17 protein-coding genes are annotated in these 19701 nt (G+C 51.8%); 10 read left to right on the top strand and 7 right to left on the bottom strand.

Annotated elements, in window-relative coordinates; genetic code table 11:
- Positions 1 to 122: 122 nt before the first annotated feature.
- Positions 123 to 1628, bottom strand: coding sequence for a GH3 auxin-responsive promoter family protein (locus J3P35_RS07960; protein WP_210463795.1), 1506 nt, complete (start codon positions 1626 to 1628; stop codon positions 123 to 125).
- A gap of 542 nt (positions 1629 to 2170) precedes the next feature.
- On the opposite strand from J3P35_RS07960, the gene J3P35_RS07955 reads away from it, so the two are divergent.
- The 3 genes from J3P35_RS07955 (at position 2171) to J3P35_RS07945 (ending at position 4013) form a co-directional block, all read left to right on the top strand.
- A complete protein-coding gene (locus tag J3P35_RS07955) occupies positions 2171 to 2683 on the top strand; it encodes a CHRD domain-containing protein (RefSeq protein ID WP_210463794.1) in 513 nt (170 codons plus the stop codon).
- 330 nt (positions 2684 to 3013) lie between these two features.
- Entirely contained in the window at positions 3014 to 3448 is a 435-nt protein-coding gene (locus J3P35_RS07950) for an OsmC family peroxiredoxin (RefSeq protein ID WP_210463793.1), read from the top strand.
- A 169-nt stretch (positions 3449 to 3617) separates the two neighbouring features.
- Complete coding sequence (locus J3P35_RS07945; protein WP_210463792.1) at positions 3618 to 4013, top strand: hypothetical protein; 396 nt, start codon at positions 3618 to 3620, stop codon at positions 4011 to 4013.
- A 125-nt stretch (positions 4014 to 4138) separates the two neighbouring features.
- Here J3P35_RS07945 and J3P35_RS07940 read toward each other — a convergent pair whose 3' ends face one another.
- The 5 genes from J3P35_RS07940 to J3P35_RS07920 form a co-directional block, all read right to left on the bottom strand.
- Positions 4139 to 4777, bottom strand: coding sequence for a peroxiredoxin (locus J3P35_RS07940; protein ID WP_210463791.1), 639 nt, complete (start codon positions 4775 to 4777; stop codon positions 4139 to 4141).
- Between the two features lie 1052 nt (positions 4778 to 5829).
- The gene (locus J3P35_RS07935; protein ID WP_210463790.1) at positions 5830 to 6279 is read right to left on the bottom strand and encodes an RrF2 family transcriptional regulator; all 450 of its coding nucleotides are present in this window, start codon (positions 6277 to 6279) and stop codon (positions 5830 to 5832) included.
- Positions 6280 to 6303: 24 nt separating this feature from the next.
- Complete coding sequence (gene dnaA, locus J3P35_RS07930) at positions 6304 to 7728, bottom strand: chromosomal replication initiator protein DnaA (protein WP_210463789.1); 1425 nt, start codon at positions 7726 to 7728, stop codon at positions 6304 to 6306.
- A 96-nt stretch (positions 7729 to 7824) separates the two neighbouring features.
- Positions 7825 to 8760, bottom strand: coding sequence for a bifunctional metallophosphatase/5'-nucleotidase (locus tag J3P35_RS07925; protein ID WP_210463788.1), 936 nt, complete (start codon positions 8758 to 8760; stop codon positions 7825 to 7827).
- Between the two features lie 109 nt (positions 8761 to 8869).
- The gene (locus J3P35_RS07920; protein ID WP_210463787.1) at positions 8870 to 9640 is read right to left on the bottom strand and encodes a 5'-nucleotidase C-terminal domain-containing protein; all 771 of its coding nucleotides are present in this window, start codon (positions 9638 to 9640) and stop codon (positions 8870 to 8872) included.
- A 618-nt stretch (positions 9641 to 10258) separates the two neighbouring features.
- On the opposite strand from J3P35_RS07920, the gene J3P35_RS07915 reads away from it, so the two are divergent.
- The 3 genes from J3P35_RS07915 to J3P35_RS07905 all read left to right on the top strand — a co-directional run bounded on the left by J3P35_RS07915 (position 10259) and on the right by J3P35_RS07905 (position 12226).
- On the top strand, positions 10259 to 10489 hold the full coding sequence (locus J3P35_RS07915; protein WP_210463786.1) for a hypothetical protein: 231 nt from the start codon (positions 10259 to 10261) through the stop codon (positions 10487 to 10489).
- Positions 10490 to 10745: 256 nt separating this feature from the next.
- A complete protein-coding gene (gene ctlX, locus J3P35_RS07910) occupies positions 10746 to 11702 on the top strand; it encodes a citrulline utilization hydrolase CtlX (RefSeq protein WP_210463785.1) in 957 nt (318 codons plus the stop codon).
- Positions 11703 to 11836: 134 nt separating this feature from the next.
- Positions 11837 to 12226, top strand: coding sequence for a YkvA family protein (locus J3P35_RS07905; RefSeq protein ID WP_210463784.1), 390 nt, complete (start codon positions 11837 to 11839; stop codon positions 12224 to 12226).
- Here the strand turns inward: J3P35_RS07905 and J3P35_RS07900 are convergent.
- Positions 12223 to 12972, bottom strand: a complete 750-nt coding sequence (locus tag J3P35_RS07900; RefSeq protein WP_210463783.1) for a DUF72 domain-containing protein — start codon at positions 12970 to 12972, stop codon at positions 12223 to 12225. The genes J3P35_RS07905 and J3P35_RS07900 overlap by 4 nt on opposite strands.
- Positions 12973 to 13313: 341 nt before the next feature.
- Here J3P35_RS07900 and J3P35_RS07895 point away from each other — a divergent pair, with 341 nt between their 5' ends.
- The 4 genes from J3P35_RS07895 to J3P35_RS07880 all read left to right on the top strand — a co-directional run bounded on the left by J3P35_RS07895 (position 13314) and on the right by J3P35_RS07880 (position 19550).
- Positions 13314 to 15149, top strand: coding sequence for a methylmalonyl-CoA mutase family protein (locus J3P35_RS07895; RefSeq protein WP_210463782.1), 1836 nt, complete (start codon positions 13314 to 13316; stop codon positions 15147 to 15149).
- 363 nt (positions 15150 to 15512) lie between these two features.
- Positions 15513 to 17645, top strand: a complete 2133-nt coding sequence (scpA, locus tag J3P35_RS07890) for a methylmalonyl-CoA mutase (RefSeq protein WP_210463781.1) — start codon at positions 15513 to 15515, stop codon at positions 17643 to 17645.
- 35 nt (positions 17646 to 17680) lie between these two features.
- Complete coding sequence (locus tag J3P35_RS07885) at positions 17681 to 18598, top strand: restriction endonuclease (RefSeq protein WP_210463780.1); 918 nt, start codon at positions 17681 to 17683, stop codon at positions 18596 to 18598.
- 274 nt (positions 18599 to 18872) lie between these two features.
- Complete coding sequence (locus tag J3P35_RS07880) at positions 18873 to 19550, top strand: hypothetical protein (protein WP_210463779.1); 678 nt, start codon at positions 18873 to 18875, stop codon at positions 19548 to 19550.
- Positions 19551 to 19701 lie beyond the last annotated feature (151 nt).

Genomic DNA, 19701 nt, shown 5'->3' with positions numbered 1-19701 from the left:
TGTTCTAGCGGAGCGGAGGCCTGTGTAGGTTTATTTTCTTCCGCCGGGGCAGGTTTCTGAGTACAAGAAACAAACAGCCAGGAGAGCAAGAGCAACCCGCAATACGTTTTCTTCATGTGAGGCTACAGTGAGAGGTTAAGCGTTTCTAACAGCCCCTCGGCTAAGGTGCGGTCATTGCTCAGGCGGGGCACTTTGTTCTGGCCACCCAGTTTGCCCTGGCGCTTCATGTACTGCTGGAAAGCATCGGGTGGCAGAGCCGTCACTTTGAGATTGGCCAGGATGTTGCCCGAGATGAGGTCATCATAATAGCTGTTGCGGCGGCGCAGGTGCCAATTCAGGGCCTTGGCGAACCGCTCCGGGTCGTGGGGCGGCGTGTCATAAGCAATGAACCACTCGTGGTAAGAGGCGCCTTCGCCCTGGCTCACGTAAGGGGCCACGGTAAACTCGGTCACGGCTACCTCCGGGAATTCCTGCATGGCATCATTCAAAGCGCCTTCCACTTCCTCACCTATCACGTGCTCGCCAAACGCCGAGATAAAATGCTTCAATCGGCCACTGACCACCAACTTGTGCGGGAACAGCGAGGTGAACTTAACGGTGTCGCCGATGGAATAGCCCCAAAGCCCGGCGTTGCTGTTGATGATGAGCGCATAGTTGACGCCGGTTTTCACCTCGCCTAATGTGAGGCGGCGCGGGTTGGGCTGGTGGTACTCCTCGGCGGGGATAAACTCAAAGAAAATGCCGCTGTCGGCGAGGAGCAGCAGGCCGGGGTCTTCCTGCATGTTCTGGTAAGCGATAAACCCCTCGGAGGCTGGGAAGGTCTCAATGGAATCCACCTTCCGCCCGATGCTCTCTATCAGTTTGGCCCGGTACGGCGCGAAATTGACGCCACCGTAGACAAACAGGTTGAAGTCCGGGAACACGTCTTTGATTTGCTTGCCGGTGCGGGCCATGATTTTGTCAAAATACATCTGCACCCACGGCGGAATGCCCGAGATGAGCGTCATGCGCTGGTCTATGGTCTCATTCACAATGGCCTCCAGCTTCGTTTCCCAGTCTTCAATGCAGTTGGTCTCGTAGCTGGGCAGTTGGTTTGTGCGCAGGTAGCCCGGCACGTGGTGGTTCACAATGCCCGACAACCGACCGGTATTGATGCCCGCCACCTGCTCCAGGACTGGGCTGCCGCTCAGGAAAATCAGTTTACCGTCCAGAAACTGGGCGCGACCAGTCTCGTGGATGTAATTCAGCAGCGCGTTCTTGGCGCCGTTGATATGGTTGGGGATGGAATCCTGGGTAATGGGAATGTATTTTGTGCCCGAAGTGGTACCGGAGGTCTTGGCGAAATAAAGCGGCAGACCCGGCCAGAGCACATTCTGTTCACCCTGTTTCAGGCGGTCAAAGTACGGACGCAGGGCCTCGTAATCACATGCGGGTACGGCCTGGGCAAAATCCTGCGGGGTCTGGATGTCCTTGAAATAATGGTCTTTCCCGAAAGCGGTGTTGGCGGCTTTGCCGATGATAGACGAAAAAACCTGCTGCTGGGCCTGGGCCGGATGCTCCATCCAGCTTTTCTGCCGGGCCACAGTCAAGGCGGCTAAAGGTTTACTCAAGAACGCTTTTACTCCCATGTAGACATTTTGCTAGTGATTGAACAAGCGGGGGAAAACCTTTCATTTGAGAGAAAACCCTCCGGCTTATTCTCTTTGAAAGGTGGTAAAGATAGTAATCTTCCGGAAGTTCTTTTCAGCCTCCTGGGTACGTCACCATTTAAGGCCCCTTTTCCTAAAACTGGCTTCAAAACGGAAGCTTCTCTCACAAAGGTTCTTATGGTTCTTCACCTTTTCTATTAGAAAGACTACCGTTATGTTCCAGGGTTGCTTTGAGAAAACCGGCCCTAAAACAGCTTTACATCTAGTGCGGTAGCCAGTTTTGCATTCTCCTCAGTAAGCCAAGTTTTCAACTCTCAACATGGGAGCAAAATGGAGTTGCATACTTCTGTATTTCAAACGTTTACACCTCTACCCTATTTCAAAATCCGGTAAAAACCTGGCCTAAACGGGCCATTAGACACCTTGGCTACATATAAAGATATAAACATAGCTTATAACAAAACCTTGCTTTGTGGGTCAGGTTATATATACTGTTATTCAACTATTTATAAATCAACCATATGAAAAATTTTATCTATGCATTACCCGTCATGGTGATGTCGCTCTGCCTGAGTAGTTGCGACACAGAATTAGTTGAACCCCAAAACGTAGCCGCGGTGGCGAAAACCGCTGATGCGCAATCGCCTTACACGTACACGGCGCATCTTCGGCCGGAAGAAGAAACCCGGGAGGTGATCAGTAATGCCACCGGTCAGATTATCCTTAGATTAAGCAAAGACGGAACCCAGCTCTATTACAAGTTAATTGTGGCCAACATGGAATCGGTGCTTTTTGGGCACCTGCACATGGCCCCAGCCGGTGAAAACGGACCTGTAGTGGTGGATCTGGTGGGCAGTGTCTCCAATCCTTCGGGCGTCATTGCCGAGGGCATCATCACCAGCGCTTCCCTGAAAGGACCTTTGGCCGGGAAAACCCTCTCTGATCTGATTGCGGCCATAGAAGCGGGCAATATCTACACCAACGTCCATTCGCCTACCTACCCGGCCGGGGAAATAAGAGGGCAGGTGAAGTAAAACGGTGTTAAAACAAATCGGAAAAGCCCATGAAATTCCAGCCCATGGACTATTTCCTTAGCCACATTGTTGTTGGTTTATGACGCGTTTCCTCAGAATCTATCATAAACCAGCCAAGCACTTAGCGTAAACCAAAGCCAGCGGAAGAAAACCGGAAGCAGCACCAAACTTTCTGTTTTCTGCCGCTGGCTTTGGTTTGATAGGCCATCCGTGTACTTTTAGTCCTGACCGGTGGACGAGTTGCGGCCAAAGCAGAATAAGCCCTGGAAAACCAATTCGGATATTTTTTAGTACCTTATCTCATATCTAACCAACAATACACTTAAAACTATGGCAAATAATACAGGTACAGGCGTCTGGGAAGGTGGCCTGAAAGACGGTAAAGGAACTGTTTCCACCCAAAGCGGCACCCTGGATGCGCGTTACTCCTTTGGGTCGCGTTTTGAGGAGGATATGACAGGCACTAACCCCGAGGAACTGGTGGGCGCGGCGCACGCGGGCTGTTTCTCTATGTTCCTAAGTAGCCTGCTGGAAAACGCCGGCAAGAAAGCCACCTCGGTAAGAACCCAAGCCAAGGTATTTCTAGGTCAGGAAAACGGTCCTTTCATTCGCAGGATAGACCTTACCACCGAGGTGGAAGCCTCTGGCATGTCAAATGATGAACTGCAGGAACTGGCGCAGAAAGCCAAAGAAGGCTGCCCCATCTCCAGAGCCCTGGCCTCGGTACCAGAAATGAACCTCACCGCCACTTTGAAGGGTGCCTAGTACAGATGGCAGACCCCAAAGCTGGTATTAAAAATTCACTATCTTTGCCCAATAATTTTAATTCATGAAATCATTGGCTAGGGTTGGGTTGCGGCCGTCACGTGACCACAAAATTTCCTTCGGGGTGCAGTTGGGTTTGGTTTTGCTGTGGATGGCATACGGGTTGTTCATGATTTTTACGGAACCCGATTCCTCCACCAACGACCGGCATTTCATCCACTATGTCTTCCTGATTCTGGCTTTGGGTTATCTGTTGTTCATCCTGGCGCAGAACACGTCTTTGTTTGGCCAACAGTCTTATTTAGAGATCACGCCAGCTTACGTAGTGGAGAAACGAGGCCACTTTAAGAAAAAGATAGCCATTCACCTGCAGGATGTGACGGGCATCTCGCTCAACAACACCCAAGCCCGTTTTGCCATGCGCGACGGCAGCCGGTGCCTGGTGAACCTGCGGCTGGTAAGCACCCGCAAGGGCCAGCAGCTGGCCAAAACCAAGCTCCTGGAAGTAGCAGACCGCCACGCCATTCCGGTAACGGATACGTCTACTACCCCTACCAGAAGATAATTCCGTTCAGGAACTCTTTTCCTGAAACAGGCATAAAACAGAAGCGGCCACTCTTTGCAGGGTGGCCGCTTCTGTTTTATGCCTGTTCCTTTTAAACTCTAAAGTCAAAAAGAGGCTGGAAATGCTTAGTTCAGGTTAGGTTGCGGCGTAAGGCGCAGGTAAGGCTTCACTACCACGTGGCCTTTCGGGAATTTGGCTTCCACTTCCTCCTGCTTCACCGATGGCAGAATCACGCAATCCTGGCCGTTTTCCCAGTTGGCTGGGGTAGCCACGCTGTGGTTGGCGGTCAACTGCAGAGAGTCAATCACACGCAGGATCTCAGCGAAGTTACGACCCGTAGAGGCTGGATAAGTAAAGATCAGCTTCACTTTCTTGTCTGGCCCGATAATGAACACAGAACGCACCGTGAAGGTATCGCTGGCATTAGGGTGAATCATGTCATACAGGTCAGACACTTTTCTGTCTGCATCTGCGATGATGGGGAAATTGACCGTGGTGTTCTGCGTCTCGTTGATATCCTGAATCCAGCCGTGGTGCGAGTCAATGGGGTCTACGCTGAGAGCCGCCACTTTCACGCCGCGACGGTCAAACTCATCCTTGATGCGGGCCACTGCACCCAACTCGGTGGTACACACAGGGGTATAGTCACGCGGATGGGAAAACAATACAGCCCAGCCATCGCCAATCCACTCATGGAAATTGATTGTGCCTTCTGAGGTTTCTGCGGTAAAGTCAGGAGCGATGTCGCCTAATCTTAATGCCATGGTCTTGTCTTTTATGTTTTGCAAAAGGTGTTCTGTCCTCTCTTCTCCTATTTTGAACTCAACATAATCGCCGCAAAACAGCCATTACGCTTGAGAATCTCTATAGAAGAAGTAGACAAATTAAGACACCAATTACTGTAAATCCAACTAAGGAAGAAGAAAATTATTAAGTTGATAAGGAATCAGGATGTAAGCAAAGCGATTTCTCAGCGGTGAATCCCTATTCCCGGAAAAAGTGGCAACAGTGATTTAGAGCCATGGAAGTGGCTGTTAGATGGCTGAAGCCTGGTATAACTTCACAAGATATATGAGGTTCCTGCCACTGGAGATTGGTCTTTTCAGACAACAGTAGCAAATGTGGTTGTTGGTGATAACACCAACAACGGCGAACGTCAGGCACGACACGCGAGGTTGTGAGAGGAAGTATAAGGAATGTAGGGGCACCTCTTGTGGGTGCCCTTACAGGTGGTAAACGTTCATTGCAGAGGGCCCGCCGGAGACAAGGCATGCCTTGTCTCTACATAATCAGATAACCAAACCAAATGCCATAGCAGGGTGGTTCCTGTGGCAGGCCGGGGCGAAGGCCTACAGTGAGGCCGAGCACAGGTCTGACGCAAGCAGGGACGTGTCCAGCAGTAGTGGCCTGCGTCTACAATGCAATAGATAGCCTTAGCCAGGTGGTACCTTTACTGAAGCCTCACTGTCCGAGCGTCAGCGAGTTTGAGGCTTCTTGATTCTTTTGGTTACTTTTCTCATCAAGGAGAAAAGTGACAAACGCCCGCAGACCGCGGCTGCAGTTCTGAGGCTTGGTAGAAAGGAACTAGGAAGTAAAGTCAGAAGAAAGAAAGTCACGGAAGAAAATCTGAGCCATAGCCGTTTTGAGGCTAACGCCTCACTGCAGTTGCAAACTGCAGGCCATGGTAGGTCCAAATCACAGTCTTGAACCAGAGGAGAGGTGAAAAAGTCTAAAACAAAAAGCTGTTTCAAGACCGCTGTTGTAAAAACAGGCTTGAAACAGCTTTGAAAAAGTCTTTGAATCTGGTTAAATCTGGTTAAATCTGGTTGGCTTCCTCCTCCACTACCAAAGCGGTGACTTTAGAGAAATCAGCAAGGTAGGTAGTATCCAGAATATCGCAGGTAGCGTCACGGACGCGTTTCATGAGCATGCGGATCTCGCAGGTTGCCTCATCCACGCACTCCTCGCATTTGCGATAATACAGGTGGCTTACGCAATGCACGGGCGCCAGCGGACCATCTACCATTCTAATGACATTGCCTACGGAGAGTTGAGCCGGGTCTTTTACCAGCGTGTAGCCACCGTTTTTGCCGCGGGTGCTTTGCACAATTTGCTGCACTTTCAGGTCCACCAGAATAGCTTCCAGGAACTTGCGCGGAATCCGCTCGGCGGCGGCAATCTCAGAGATAAGCACCAGACCGCGGTCATGCTGCTTGGCCAAATAAAGAAGTGCTTTAAGGGCGTACTTGGCTTTTTTTGATATCATAGGTAGGTAAGAGAAAACGCGTTATTAAACCGCCTTCACCTTGAACTTCTTCTGCAGCTCCTGGATAGAAGCCTTGAATTTTTTGTCGGTATCAATGAGGTCAGAGACCGTCTGCACCGAGTGGATAACCGTGGAATGGTCTCTGCCGCCGAAATGGTACCCGATGGACTTAAGCGAGTGGCTGGTGTATTCCTTCGCGAAATACATGGCCACCTGGCGGGCGGTCACAATCTCTTTCTTGCGGGTTTTGGCTTTGAGTGAGTCAAGGCTTACCTGAAAGTACTCGGCCACGGTTTTCTGGATGAAGTCCAGGTTCACCTCGGTCTCCACATCTTCAATGATGTGTTTCAGGGCCGCTTTGGCCAATTCCAGGTCAATCTCTTTGCGGTTCAAGGAGGACTGTGCTATTAACGAAATAAGCACGCCTTCCAGTTCCCGCACGTTGGTATCCACGCTGTAGGCCAGGTACTCAATCACGTTATCGGGGATGTGAATCCCGTCAGACTGCATCTTCTTCTGGATGATGGCCATCCGGGTCTCAAAATCCGGGCTCTGCAAATCGGCGGTCAAACCCCACTTGAAGCGAGACAAAAGACGCTCTTCAAGGCCTTTAAGGTCTCGCGGCGGGCAGTCTGAGGTCATCACAATCTGCTTTCCAGACTGGTGCAGGTGGTTGAAGATGTGGAAGAACATCTCCTGGGTTTTCTCCTTGCCGCTCAGGAACTGCACATCGTCAATGATGAGGATATCTACCAAAAGGTAGAAATTTGCGAAATCCTGCACGCTGTTGGTCTTCAAAGACTCAATGAACTGGTTCACGAACTTCTCTGACGAAACGTACAGCACGAATTTGTCTGGGTTGTTGCCTTTGATGTGGTTACCGATGGCCTGCACCAGGTGGGTCTTGCCCAATCCTACGCCGCCATACACCATCAAGGGGTTGAAAGAGGTGGTACCCGGCTTATTAGCCACGGCGTAGCCCGCTGAACGTGCCAGACGGTTGCAGTCTCCCTCAATATAGTTCTCAAACGTATAGCTCTGGTTCAGCTGCGAGTTGAAGAAGTGCCGGTCTATGGCCTTGGACTCAAACGGGTTCTTCAGGAAGCTGCGCTCAGGGCTGTAGGAGTTGGCTACGGCGGCGGGCACCTTCTTGGTAGGGATATTTACCGTCTGAGGCTTGCTGTGATCGTTGCCCTGGTCTACAATGATGGAGTACTCCAGGCGGCCTTCGCTGCCCAGTTCCTGGAACACTACTTTCTTGAGCAGACCCACATAGTGCTCTTCCAGCCACTCATAGAAGAATTGGCTGGGAACCTGTATTGTGAGTACGTTTCCGGCCAAAGACAAAGGCACGATGGGCTCGAACCACGTCTTGTAGCTCTGCTCGCCTATGTTGTCTTTGATAACCTGTAAACAGTTATGCCAGACGGTTGTACAGTCTTTTACCATTAACATCGCTTCTTCCAATCCCGCGTTTTATTGAGTGACGAATTTCTGAGGGGGTTACAAAAATGAAAAAAAAGTTGAGAGAAAAAAACTTGAAGATTACGAATTTATGACACTCTCATTCAAAGGCAGCACAGAAGCCGTGCTAGCCGTTTTTGACCTGCTTTTTCTATCAAAAGAAAAATCTATCCGGCCCAGGTTAATACCCGACCAGCCCACCTGGTTCACCAGGGTCACGTGCCCGTCTGCGTGGGTGAATTTTTCGGGCTCATCCAGGAACGTATGGGTATGGCCCCCAATGATGAGATCAATACCGTTCACCTTCTGGGCCAGTTTGCGGTCACTGATCTTGTCGTACTCATAGGTGTAGCCCAGGTGCGAGAGGCAGATTACCAAATCCACGTTCTCCTGCTCTCGCAGCGTTTTCACCATGTTGCGGGCCGTTTCCACCGGATCTAGGTATTTGGTGCCGGCAAAGTTGTTATCGGCTACCAGACCAGCCAACTGGATACCCAGCCCGAACACGCCCACGCGCACGCCTTCCTTCACAAACACTTTATAAGGTTGGAAACGGCCTTTTAGAATGGTGTCTGAGAAATCATAGTTAGAGATAATGAACGGGAAACCGGCGTGCGGCAACTGTTTCTGCAGCCCTTCCAGGCCATTGTCAAAGTCATGGTTGCCCAGGGTGGCCGCGTCATAGCCCATCTGGGTCATGAGTTTGTACTCCAACTCTCCCCCGAAGAAGTTGAAATAAGGTGTTCCCTGCCAGATATCACCGGCGTCCAGCAGCAGCACGTTAGGTTCCTGCGCCCTGATCTGCTTCACCAGCGTTGCCCGGCGAGCCATGCCGCCCATGCCTCCGTTCTTGCGCCCGTCATTGGGGAACGGATCAATGCGGGAGTGCATGTCATTGGTGTGCAGAATGGTCAGTTTGATAGGGGCAGCAGCCGCATTGCCCAGGCTCGGCAGGCCCAACAAAGCCAGACCCGCCGTTCCGGCCACCGTATTCTTTATAAAATCGCGACGATTCATCTTTTTCAAATTTGGAAATTTGGGGATTTGAAGATTTGGAAATTTGAAGATTGGGAGATGTGGAGATTAAAAATCATCTCCAAATTTTCAGATCTTCTCATCTCCAAATTTAGTTCACCACTTTCACCCGGCCGTCCTTAGCGCCGGTTACCGGTTTGTTCTGGGCGGTACGTTGCTTGATTTCTTTCATGATGGCATCACGGGCTAGCAGACCGGTTTTCTCTACTTTGAGGGCGGTCTTCAGAAAACCCATGTTATCTCCGCCGTTGGCCAGGTAATCTGAGATGGCCAGGGTGTAAGTCTTATTGATGTCAAAAGGCTTGCCCCCAATGGTGATTTCCTCGGCCCTGGCGTTGCGCAGGGTATAGGTGGCATTGGCCACGAACAGGATCTTGGTGCGCGCGGCAAAGTCAAACATCTCCTTCACGGTGGCGCCGGAGAGCGTCAGAACCAACATTTCGTTTTCAAAGGGCATGAGCTCAAACACGTCGCCCACGGTGATGGGGCCCTGGTCTATGGGGTTGCGCAGGCCGCCGTTGGTCATGCCTCCCATGTCAATGGGCTTGCCGTACACGGCCATTACCTGGGTGCGGCTCAGGTCGGCGACCAGGTTGCCCAGCGGCGACTCAATCTCGCCGCGGTTAATGGCTTCGGGGGCCTGGCCAATCACCTCGTTCATGGTCTGGTCTACCCGCGTGCGGTAAGGCGTGATGGTGCGCTCAGCCGTGGAATCTGGGGTGATTTGGGTGTTGACCGGGATATCGGTGGTGGGGGAAAGACTGGCGGATGGAACCAACTCTTTCTGGCAGCCCGTCAGTGCCAGGGCTACTCCCACACTCAGAGAAATGTGACGAGTACGGAAATCCGAAAATAAAGACATGTATTAATACTGAATTTTAACAAAGGTACGGGCCATGGCCTGAAAAAGCCAACCGCGTTTAGGTCTTCACAAGGCTATCTTACGGCAAAACCCGGTTTAAAGGCCATCATCCTATCGAAGCCAACGCCCCTTCAACCCCTTGACTTTTAATTAGTTTATTTCTATACTTGTTGCACTTCGGTTAAGAATTGTATGCAATAGGTTTACAAGCGCAGAGACCAATTATGGCCCAAAACATCAGGACTCTTCTTCCAGAATGCGGAAACCGGCAGCCCCAACTGTTTCAGAACCCATGTCCTGTGCACCGGCCTGATGACAAAGCACATACGCCCCAATGGCCTTCACCCATGGCAATTTCCCCGCTTTGGGGCGCGTTATCCCATTACGTTTCGCCGCTGGTCACGGCACGGGCACCCGGCGAAACTGATCTTCCACTCGCCCGTACTACACTACCCGCACGGAACCCCCGTTTCCTGCCCATTTCAACGTAAATACAGGAAAACACCAGGTTCTACCTGATTCCCCGGACTACTCTTTTTCTTTGATTTTCGTAGAAGGGAAAGTTGGGGCTTTCAGACTTTTCACCATCCATCACCCAATCAAAAAACCATCACTACTATGACCACATCCTATTTGCAGTACAGTAAATTCATTTTACTGAAAGTTAGTTTTGATGTAGTGTTATTTGAAAAAGAGTTCAGGAAATGCCTTCGGTTGTTGCTCACCCACGAGATTCGGGAGTTGAAGCGCTGGTGCCGGGCCACTTTCCCCAAGCGTTTCAGAGGTATCATGGGCCGTTGCTTCCGGTATTTCTGGCGTAACAGATCCGCGGCAGCCGGGCAGCAGTAACCAGGCCCCTGCACTTAAGTAACCTTAGTTTAACCGCAAAGCGTCCATATCCCCACCATCTTCCCCGTTTCCAAGGCCTGAAAAGCCCGGGAACGGGGATTTTCTTTTAAGGCCGATTTCCGGAAAACAGGCCTTAAACAGCCGTTGGTTTCAAATTACAATCACTCCAAATCCCTAAGACGCCGCCTTCTGCCGGGCAAAGTGCGTGGTTCATCGTTTTGCCGTATCTTGCAGAACCCAAAGACCAGGCCTTGCCATGCAACAACCAGAAAACAAACTACCGTCCCACGCCAACGTGCCGCTTGCCTCTCAGGTATTGCTGGTGCGCCCCGCCCATTTCGGGGCCAACCCCGAGACCGCAGCCACTAACGCTTTCCAGCAGGAGGTGCCGGCGGGTGCCGCCGCCCAGGTGCAGCAGAAAGCCCTGGATGAGTTCAACCAGTTCCTGTTAAAACTGTGGGCTGCCCGCATAGATGCGGTAGTACTGGACGATTTGGAAGACCCCGCCACCCCCGATGCCATTTTCCCCAACAACTGGATTTCCTTCCACAAAGGCGGCAAGGTGGTTTTGTATCCCATGCTCTCCCCCACCCGGCGCCTGGAGCGCCACCCTGATCTGCTAACCCAACTTAAGGAAGAGCACGGCCTGCCCTTCACTCAGGTCATAGACCTCACCCATTTTGAGAACGAAGGCAAGTTCCTGGAGGGCACCGGTAGCCTGGTGCTGGACCGCCAGCACAAGATTGCCTACGCCTGCCTCTCAGAGCGCACCCACCTGGAACCGCTACAGGCTTTCTGCGAAGCGCTGGACTTCCGCCCCATCGTGTTCCATGCGGTTGATGCCAACGGCCTGCCCATCTACCACACCAACGTGATCATGAGCATCGGCGCCGATTTCGCGCTCGTGTGCCTGGAGGCGATCCCCGATGAGGAAGAGCAGGGTATTTTACTGGAGGCACTGGTAGACACGGGCAAAGAGATCATAGACTTGTCGCTGGCCCAGGTGAAGAAAATGGCGGGTAACATGCTGCAGGTGCGCAACAAGGCCGGCGAACCGGTGCTGGTGATGTCAGACAAAGGCTACAAGGCCCTGCGCAAAGACCAGTTTGAGGACCTGAACGCGCGCACCAAGATCGTACGCTCAGACCTGCGCACCATTGAAGCCCATGGCGGAGGAAGCGCCCGCTGCATGCTGGCTGAGATCTTCGTTTAATTGCTGATTGTTCATTGCTGATCGAAAAAAACAACAATCAGCAATGAACAATCAGCAATCCTGTTTACAGCCCATCTTCTGAAAAGGGGGCCTAAAACGCTTTCCATCCCTACAGGCAAAACCGTCAATTAATAGTGTGGCAGAAACTGAAAAGGTGGGCGAAACGCCTGAAGGCCGATGTCTGGGCAGTGGCGCTGGCCATCCAGGATTTCAGGACGCCCTGGCCCGCTAAAGCCATGGGCGCCCTTACCGTAGCCTATGCCCTCAGCCCCATTGACCTGATCCCTGATTTCATTCCGGTTCTGGGTTATGTGGATGACCTGCTGCTGCTTCCGTTGGGTGTCTGGCTTACCATTAAATTGCTGCCAGACGATATAATGGAAGAATACTGCCAGAAAATTGCCTTAGAAGGGGCACCTCGGTTCAAACACAGCAAATGGGCCGCCGCCGTTATTATTCTTATGTGGACGCTGGCGCTTTGGTGGGCCGGAAGTTGGGCCTGGCGCTGGTACCAGAACCGCTAAAGATTCAAGATCACTTGCTGCAGTTTCTTCGCGTCTGAGGTAGCGTTACCCCCAATGGTGTTGTTGAAGAAGCACCAGACGGTTTTTTCATCCAGAAGCCAATCCTGCGCCATGTAGCCAAATCGTTCCAGTTCCTCCTCGGGGTAGGCGCCCCGGTATAGTTGCTCGTGGCCGTGCAAACGCATGTAGACCGTATCTGTGGTAGCCGTTGCCAAGGCTGGCCATTTCTTCCCGGCACTGATCACCACTAATGAAATATTGAATTCCTCCAGCAGTTCCAGGACTTCCTCGGTGTGCCAGGACGCATGCCGTACTTCCAGCGCGAAAACAGTGGTGGGGTACAGGTTGCGGAGCAGGGTGAAAAAGTGCTTCGCGATGAGTTCGTTATAGTGGAAGGATCCGGGTAGTTGCACCAGCACCGGTCCTAGTCGTTCGCCCATGAGCAGGAAACGGTCCATCCACTTGCGCAAGGGGTCCTCCACGTTCTGCAGACGGCTCTCGTGGGTGATGGAGCGGTGCAGTTTGGGCGCGAACTTGAAATGGGCAGGCGTACTTTCCAGCCACTTCAGGATGGTTTTCTCCATGGTGAAATGGTAGAAACTGCTGTTCACCTCGGTGCAGTTGAAGTGCTGGGCGTAAAAAGGCAGCATCTCCGCCGATTTGATGTCTTCCGGGTAGAAAATCCCCCGCCACGCATAACTCCAGCCCGAGGTTCCGATGTACAATTGATCATGTGCAATATCCATGCTGCATACAGACGCAGATTTTGGCGAGAGGTTCTGACCACTTTGAGCCTCTTTCGAGAAAATCAGCCCACAAACAGGAACCTCTTAATCTTAAAGCAGAAGAATAGGATCAGGCCCAAGCCAGTTTACCCGTATTATAAACCCAGCTGCTAAAAAATTAGGGAGGTAGAGCTGTTTTCACCTTCCGTAAAAAGAAAATGCAGGTAATTGACAGACACCCGGCTCATTTAGGGCCTGTTTTGCTTAAAACAGGGGTAAAACGCTCATCGCAAACCAGGCGGCAGCCGTAGAACAGTTCAGGCAAAAAGCTATCTTTACCACATCATACGCCTGCCTTCTTTATGACAAACCCTACCTCATCTGAGGCATTATTCCCCGAGTTTGGCCTGGTTACGGCCGAGCAATGGGTTGCCAAAATAAAACAAGACCTGAAAGGAGCCGACCTAGCTGACCTGCATTGGCAGAGTTACGAAGGTATCACCGTCGCGCCTTTTTATACCCAATCAAACGTACCGCAGAGTGGGACCCTCAACACCACCCCGGGGCAGTTCCCGTACCTGCGCACCGCCAAAACCGACAAGAACAGTTGGGTGAACCTCCAGCCCATCTTCTCCTCGGGCAAGGGCCGCGAAGCCATAGACAAAGCTGCGGCGGCGCTCACCCGCGGGGCAGATGGCATCCATTTCATCATGGAGAACGGCTATGATTTTGACGTGGACTACCTCATCAAGGAGATTGACCTGACCAAAGTGCCGGTCTCCTATACCGTCTCCACCGAGGCGGCTAATTTTCTCCACCACCTTACTACCGGTTTGCACCGCAAAAGGATCTCGTTGGCCACGCTTAACGGTTTCCTGAAATGCTCCCCTATTCTGTCCTCGGAGAGCTATAAGCAGCTGGACATGGAGCATGCCATGCACTTGCTGGAACAAACCCTGGACGCGCCCAACTTCTACGCCCTCACCATCAACGGATCGCACTTCAGTAACAAAGGTGCCACGCTGGTGCAGGAGCTGGCTATTACCCTGGCCATTGCGGTGTGTTACACCAACGGCCTCACCCAGCAAGGCCTGCCGGCGGAGAGTGTTTTCCGGAACATGCAGTTTCACCTGACCGCAGGCACCAATTACTTTTTTGAGATCGCTAAGTTCCGGGCCATCCGGTTGCTGTGGGCCAAGGTAGTGGAAGCCTACGAGGTACCCACCGAAGCGGCCTCGGCCTTACGCGTCCATGCCTCCACCTCGCGCTGGCACCAAACCACCCTGGACCCGCACACCAACCTGCTGCGCCACACCACCGAGATGATGAGCGCCATCATTGGCGGCGTAAATTCCTTAGAGGTAGAGCCTTTTGACTCCACCTTCCGGCAAGACAATGAGTTCAGTGAGCGCATCGCCCGTAACATCCCCATCATCCTCAAGGAAGAAGCCTACCTGGACCAGGCCATTGACCCGGCGGCCGGTTCTTACTATATAGAGTACCTTACCCGGCAGATAGCGCTGAAAGCCTGGGCCCTGTTCCAGGAGATTGAGGCCCAGGGAGGCTTTATCCCGGCCTCTAACGCCGGTTTCATCCAGGAACTGATCAAGGAAACCAGCAGCCAGAAATTCAAGGACATTGCCAGCGCCAAAGAAGTGATTGTGGGCACGAACAAGTTCCCCAACCCCAAGGAGCAGCATGAGTATGACCCCGAGAAGCTGATCCAGAGTAAACACTTTGACAATACCCGCGGGGCGTACTCCTATGAAGTCATGCGTTTGGCCACCGAGCTGCACTTCCGGAAGAAAAACCGGCGTCCGCACGCCCTGGTGGTGCACATGGGCACGGCCATCCAGGAACACATCCACGCCACCTTCGCCCGGGAGTTCTTTACCTGCTCGGGTTTCACCACCCAGGTACTCAAGTTTGAGGATGTTCCCACTGCTTTGGCCAAAGTAAAGGATCTGGATGTACAGGTCATTGTCATGGCCGCACCGGAACGCCAGTTCAATGAGTTCGCGGAGGCCTTCGCCAAAGGCATGCGCGCGCAACACCGTCAGGGCCCAGCCTTGATCCTGGCCGATGACCCCATGCAGTTGAAAGAAGAGCTCCAGGCCAATGGCTTTGATGATTTCCTCTTCAGGGGCTGTGATACGAAGGAAATTATTACCCGCATTCAGGAGCGCTTGGGTGTTTGACGCACGGGGCGCGTCATCAGTCCTGAGTCTTGAGTTCTGAGTCCTGAGTTAATGTTTTGATACAATCCTCTCCATGAGGAGACCTCCCTCCTACTTGTCCTCCTGGAAGGATCTTGTGGGCAAACTGGAAAGACAAGAGCGATGAAACAGCATCCCTGCTTTCGATAACTGCAGGTAGGATTGACAAAGCCAATTAACCCGAAGCGGAGACTCTTGCACTTAGTTGCCTTAATTACAGTTCGCCCACAAGATCCTTTCAGGAGGACAAATAAGGGAGGCCAAAGCGGGAAACAGCCGGAATTTTACCAATGATAATTCATGCAGGCATACAGTTACCTGATACCTGCTACATGATACGAACACATGAAACCAGATTTCACTAAGATACCATTTACGTTTCAAGGCTCCATTTTAGGAAACGAGCCCAAAGCGCAGCCCAAGATCTGGAAAACCGCTGAGCGCCTGCCGCTGCAGAACTTCTACACCCAAGAAGACACGGCCGCCTTTGAGCACCTGGACTTTGCTGCGGGCCTTCCGCCGTACCTACGCGGGCCGTACAGCACCATGTACGTCAAGAACCCGTGGACCATCCGGCAGTACGCGGGTTTCAGTACCGCCGAGGAATCCAACGCCTTCTACCGCCGCAACCTGGCTGCCGGGCAGAAAGGGCTCTCGGTGGCCTTTGACTTGGCCACCCACCGGGGCTATGACTCAGACCACCCGCGCGTGGTGGGCGACGTGGGTAAGGCCGGCGTAGCCATTGACTCCATCCTGGACATGAAGATTCTGTTTGACCAGATTCCGCTAGACCAGATGAGCGTGTCTATGACCATGAACGGCGCTGTATTACCTATTCTGGCGTTTTACATTGTGGCCGCCGAGGAACAGGGAGTAAAACCGGAGCAACTGAGCGGCACCATCCAAAACGACATCCTCAAAGAGTTCATGGTGCGCAACACCTACATCTATCCGCCGGAGCCCAGCATGAAGATCATCGCCGATATCTTCGCGTACACCTCCCGGCACATGCCCAAGTTCAACTCCATCTCCATAAGTGGCTACCACATGCAGGAAGCCGGGGCTACCGCTGATCTGGAGCTGGCCTACACCCTGGCGGATGGCCTGGAATACGTGCGCACCGGTCTGGCCGCCGGCATGGACATTGACACCTTCGCGCCGCGTTTGTCGTTTTTCTGGGCCATCGGCATGAATCACTTCATGGAGATCGCCAAGATGCGTGCCGCCCGCATGCTGTGGGCCAAGCTCATCAAGCAGTTCAACCCCAAGAGCGATAAATCCCTCGCTTTGCGCACGCACTGCCAGACCAGCGGCTGGAGCCTTACCGAGCAGGACCCGTTTAACAACGTAGCCCGCACCACCGTGGAGGCTTTGGCAGCCGCCCTGGGAGGAACGCAGAGCTTGCACACGAACGCCCTGGACGAGGCCATTGCCCTGCCCACCGATTTCTCGGCGCGCATTGCCCGTAATACCCAGATTTACCTGCAGCAGGAAACGCATATCACCAAGACCGTAGACCCCTGGGGTGGCTCTTATTACGTGGAGGCCCTTACCCACCAACTCGCGCACCGCGCCTGGGATTTGATTATGGAAGTGGAGCGCCTAGGCGGTATGGCGAAGGCCATTGAAACCGGTCTGCCCAAAATGCGCATCGAGGAAGCCGCGGCCAGAAGGCAGGCGCGCATTGATGCCGGCAAAGACGTGATTGTGGGCGTAAACAAATTCCGTCCCGAAACCGAGGAGCACCTGGAGATTCTGGACATTGACAACACCGCCGTGCGCGAAGCCCAGTTGGCCCGTCTTGCCCAGCTCCGCGAGAACCGTGATGAGGCCGCCGTGTTCGCCGCCATGGATGCGCTTACCCAAGCCGCCGAGACCGGCGAGGGCAACCTGCTGGAACTGGCCATCAATGCCGCCCGCGTGCGCTGCAGCTTGGGCGAGATTTCCTATGCCTTAGAAAAAGTATTCGGCCGTCACCGGGCCACCATCAGATCCATATCCGGCGTGTACAGTTCAGAGATTTCAGACGACGAGAACTTCGGCAAGGCCCAGGCACTCGCCGACCAATTTGCGGAGCAGGAAGGCCGCCGACCAAGAATCATGGTGGCCAAAATGGGCCAGGACGGCCATGACCGCGGCTCCAAAGTCATCGCCACCTCCTTCGCCGACCTCGGGTTTGACGTGGATTTAGGCCCATTGTTCCAAACCCCGGAGGAAGTGGCCCTGCAAGCCGCCGAAAACGACGTGCACGTGGTGGGCGTGAGCAGCCTCGCTGCCGGTCACAAAACGTTGATTCCCGCTTTGATTTCTGAGTTGAAAAAATTGGGTCGTGAAGATATCATGGTCATCGCCGGCGGCGTGATTCCCGCCCAGGATTACCAGTTCCTGTATGATGCCGGGGTATCCGGGGTTTTCGGGCCGGGTACCGTGATTAGCGTGGCTGCCCAGGAGATTCTGGAGAAGTTGATGAAGGGATAATGGAATAAAGTATATTGAGGTTCTAAAGAAGAACAATGGCTATTCCTGATTACCAATCAATCATGCTCCCACTTCTGAAGTTGACTTCAGATAACAAAGAACACAAAACAAGAGAAGCTGTAGAGGCACTTGCTACTTATTTCAACTTATCTCAAGAGGACCTAACAGAACTTTTACCAAGTGGTACCCAGCCTACTTTCTCAAACAGAGTAGGCTGGGCAACTACTTACCTTAAGAAGGCTGGATTATTAGAATCCTCAAAGAAGTCTTTTTTCAACATCACTGAAAGAGGTAGGAAAGTTTTAGCTCAAAATCCGTCTTCAATCAATGTCAAGTTCTTAAATCAATTTCCTGAATTTATAGAATTTAAATTAGCTACTAATTCAAACGGTTCTGGCTCAGCACAACAATCATCGATTACTGAATCAACTGCAACTCCAGAAGAAATACTAGAGAACGCCTACCAAGGAATCAAGCAAGAGTTGGTGGAGGAAATACTTAGCAAAATAAAAGCCTTGTCTCCAGCTTTCTTTGAAAAACTAGTAGTCCAATTGTTAGTTAAGATGGGATATGGTGGTTCTTTCAGGGAGGCTGGAAAAGCACTTGGCAAATCTGGTGACGGCGGTATTGATGGTATAATCAAAGAAGATATTCTTGGATTGGATGTCATTTACATCCAAGCAAAACGATGGGACAATAACCCAGTTGGCAGGCCTGACATTCAAAGCTTCGTAGGCGCATTGGCAGGACAAGGAGCCAAGAAAGGAGTCTTTATTACTACTTCCCGGTTTTCTGCCGATGCCATAGCCTATACCCCAAGAAATGAAACCAAGATTGTTTTAATTGATGGTCAACAGTTAGCCCAGTACATGATTGACTACAACTTAGGTGTTTCCGTGGCTAAGTCTTACGAGGTAAAAAAGGTGGATTTAGATTTCTTTGAGGAGGAGTAAGCCTTGATGAGAAGCGCTTATGCATTGAAGTTGGTGTAACATTGCTTGAACTCATTCAGAAATATATTCTCACCGATCTAATTTTCTTTTTCGTTAGAAAAATACTCAAGAAAAGCAGGATCAATATTAATTATACCCGCACAATCCTTTTTATTGAATTTCAAATACATACTTCTATATTAATAACTAAAAAAGCGGAAGCCCCTTGCCTGAAAGAGGGTGTGTCTTCATGGTAGTTTTCATAAAATAAGCTATAAACAAAATCTATACTCTAATGGAAGCCTTTACCCCAGATGTAATTGTCAGTCCTTCTAAACGCATTAGGGACATGGTGTTCAGCCAGGAAGCCACGGAAGAAAGCCTTATTGGCGTAACAGGCCTCCCTCCGGCCACCACTGATATCCGCTTCCAGCTCAAGGATGTGTACATCAAGCGGAAAAGGGAGATTGGCCGGGGTGAGATTTACGTGGTCACGGTCATCGCAGATGACGCCTCCGCCGAGCCTTTGCAACTGCAGACCATGGTCTTTGAAAATGTAAAAAACAAATCGCACCTGGACCTGGGGCCCAAAGGCCTGACCTGCTACCGAAACACCCCTGGCAAAATTCCCCGCTTTTTAGACTACCGTCTCATGGTGATGGAGTTTGACGGTGGCGCCAGAGACATGGGAACCGTGGTAGCGGAAGTACAGGAAAACCAGCAGTTCCAAAACTTCAAAAACGCCATTGCCGGAATCACCACCCTGGGAGCGCCACAGATTGCGTTGATTTCCGGGGCCACAGATTTCGTCCTAGCGTTGACGGCCAAGTTACTGAAAGCGAACAAAGATGATCAGCTGTTTCTGGTACAGGGTTCCTTTGACAACACTTTTGATGCGCTGGGCGTGACCGAAGGGCTCATTACCCAAGGCAATAAGTATGCAGAGATCACCTATCAGATACAAGCAGTATAAGCCTTGACCCTTCATCAAGGCTCTAAGGGTGAAGATTTCACCTGCTTAAATAGTCCTGTTTTAGGCCTTGTTATCCAAAAACGGACCCTAAACCCACTTCTTCAAATTTTTCTACTTTTCTTCTTTCCGGCATTAAACCTTCTGATTGTAA

This window comes from Rufibacter roseolus (assembly GCF_017916365.1).
Lineage (GTDB): Bacteria > Bacteroidota > Bacteroidia > Cytophagales > Hymenobacteraceae > Nibribacter > Nibribacter roseolus.
The sequence above is the reverse complement of the archived record's forward strand: the minus strand, read 5'-3'. Positions and strand labels throughout refer to the sequence as shown.

Coding starts and splice junctions, on each gene's coding strand:
- J3P35_RS07960 (WP_210463795.1), bottom strand. CDS start 1,628: ATGGGAGTAAAAGCGTTCTTGAGTAAACCTTTAGCCGCCTTGACTGTG.
- J3P35_RS07955 (WP_210463794.1), top strand. CDS start 2,171: ATGAAAAATTTTATCTATGCATTACCCGTCATGGTGATGTCGCTCTGC.
- J3P35_RS07950 (WP_210463793.1), top strand. CDS start 3,014: ATGGCAAATAATACAGGTACAGGCGTCTGGGAAGGTGGCCTGAAAGAC.
- J3P35_RS07945 (WP_210463792.1), top strand. CDS start 3,618: ATGATTTTTACGGAACCCGATTCCTCCACCAACGACCGGCATTTCATC.
- J3P35_RS07940 (WP_210463791.1), bottom strand. CDS start 4,777: ATGGCATTAAGATTAGGCGACATCGCTCCTGACTTTACCGCAGAAACC.
- J3P35_RS07935 (WP_210463790.1), bottom strand. CDS start 6,279: ATGATATCAAAAAAAGCCAAGTACGCCCTTAAAGCACTTCTTTATTTG.
- dnaA (WP_210463789.1), bottom strand. CDS start 7,728: ATGGTAAAAGACTGTACAACCGTCTGGCATAACTGTTTACAGGTTATC.
- J3P35_RS07925 (WP_210463788.1), bottom strand. CDS start 8,760: ATGAATCGTCGCGATTTTATAAAGAATACGGTGGCCGGAACGGCGGGT.
- J3P35_RS07920 (WP_210463787.1), bottom strand. CDS start 9,640: ATGTCTTTATTTTCGGATTTCCGTACTCGTCACATTTCTCTGAGTGTG.
- J3P35_RS07915 (WP_210463786.1), top strand. CDS start 10,259: ATGACCACATCCTATTTGCAGTACAGTAAATTCATTTTACTGAAAGTT.
- ctlX (WP_210463785.1), top strand. CDS start 10,746: ATGCAACAACCAGAAAACAAACTACCGTCCCACGCCAACGTGCCGCTT.
- J3P35_RS07900 (WP_210463783.1), bottom strand. CDS start 12,972: ATGGATATTGCACATGATCAATTGTACATCGGAACCTCGGGCTGGAGT.
- J3P35_RS07895 (WP_210463782.1), top strand. CDS start 13,314: ATGACAAACCCTACCTCATCTGAGGCATTATTCCCCGAGTTTGGCCTG.
- scpA (WP_210463781.1), top strand. CDS start 15,513: ATGAAACCAGATTTCACTAAGATACCATTTACGTTTCAAGGCTCCATT.
- J3P35_RS07885 (WP_210463780.1), top strand. CDS start 17,681: ATGGCTATTCCTGATTACCAATCAATCATGCTCCCACTTCTGAAGTTG.
- J3P35_RS07880 (WP_210463779.1), top strand. CDS start 18,873: ATGGAAGCCTTTACCCCAGATGTAATTGTCAGTCCTTCTAAACGCATT.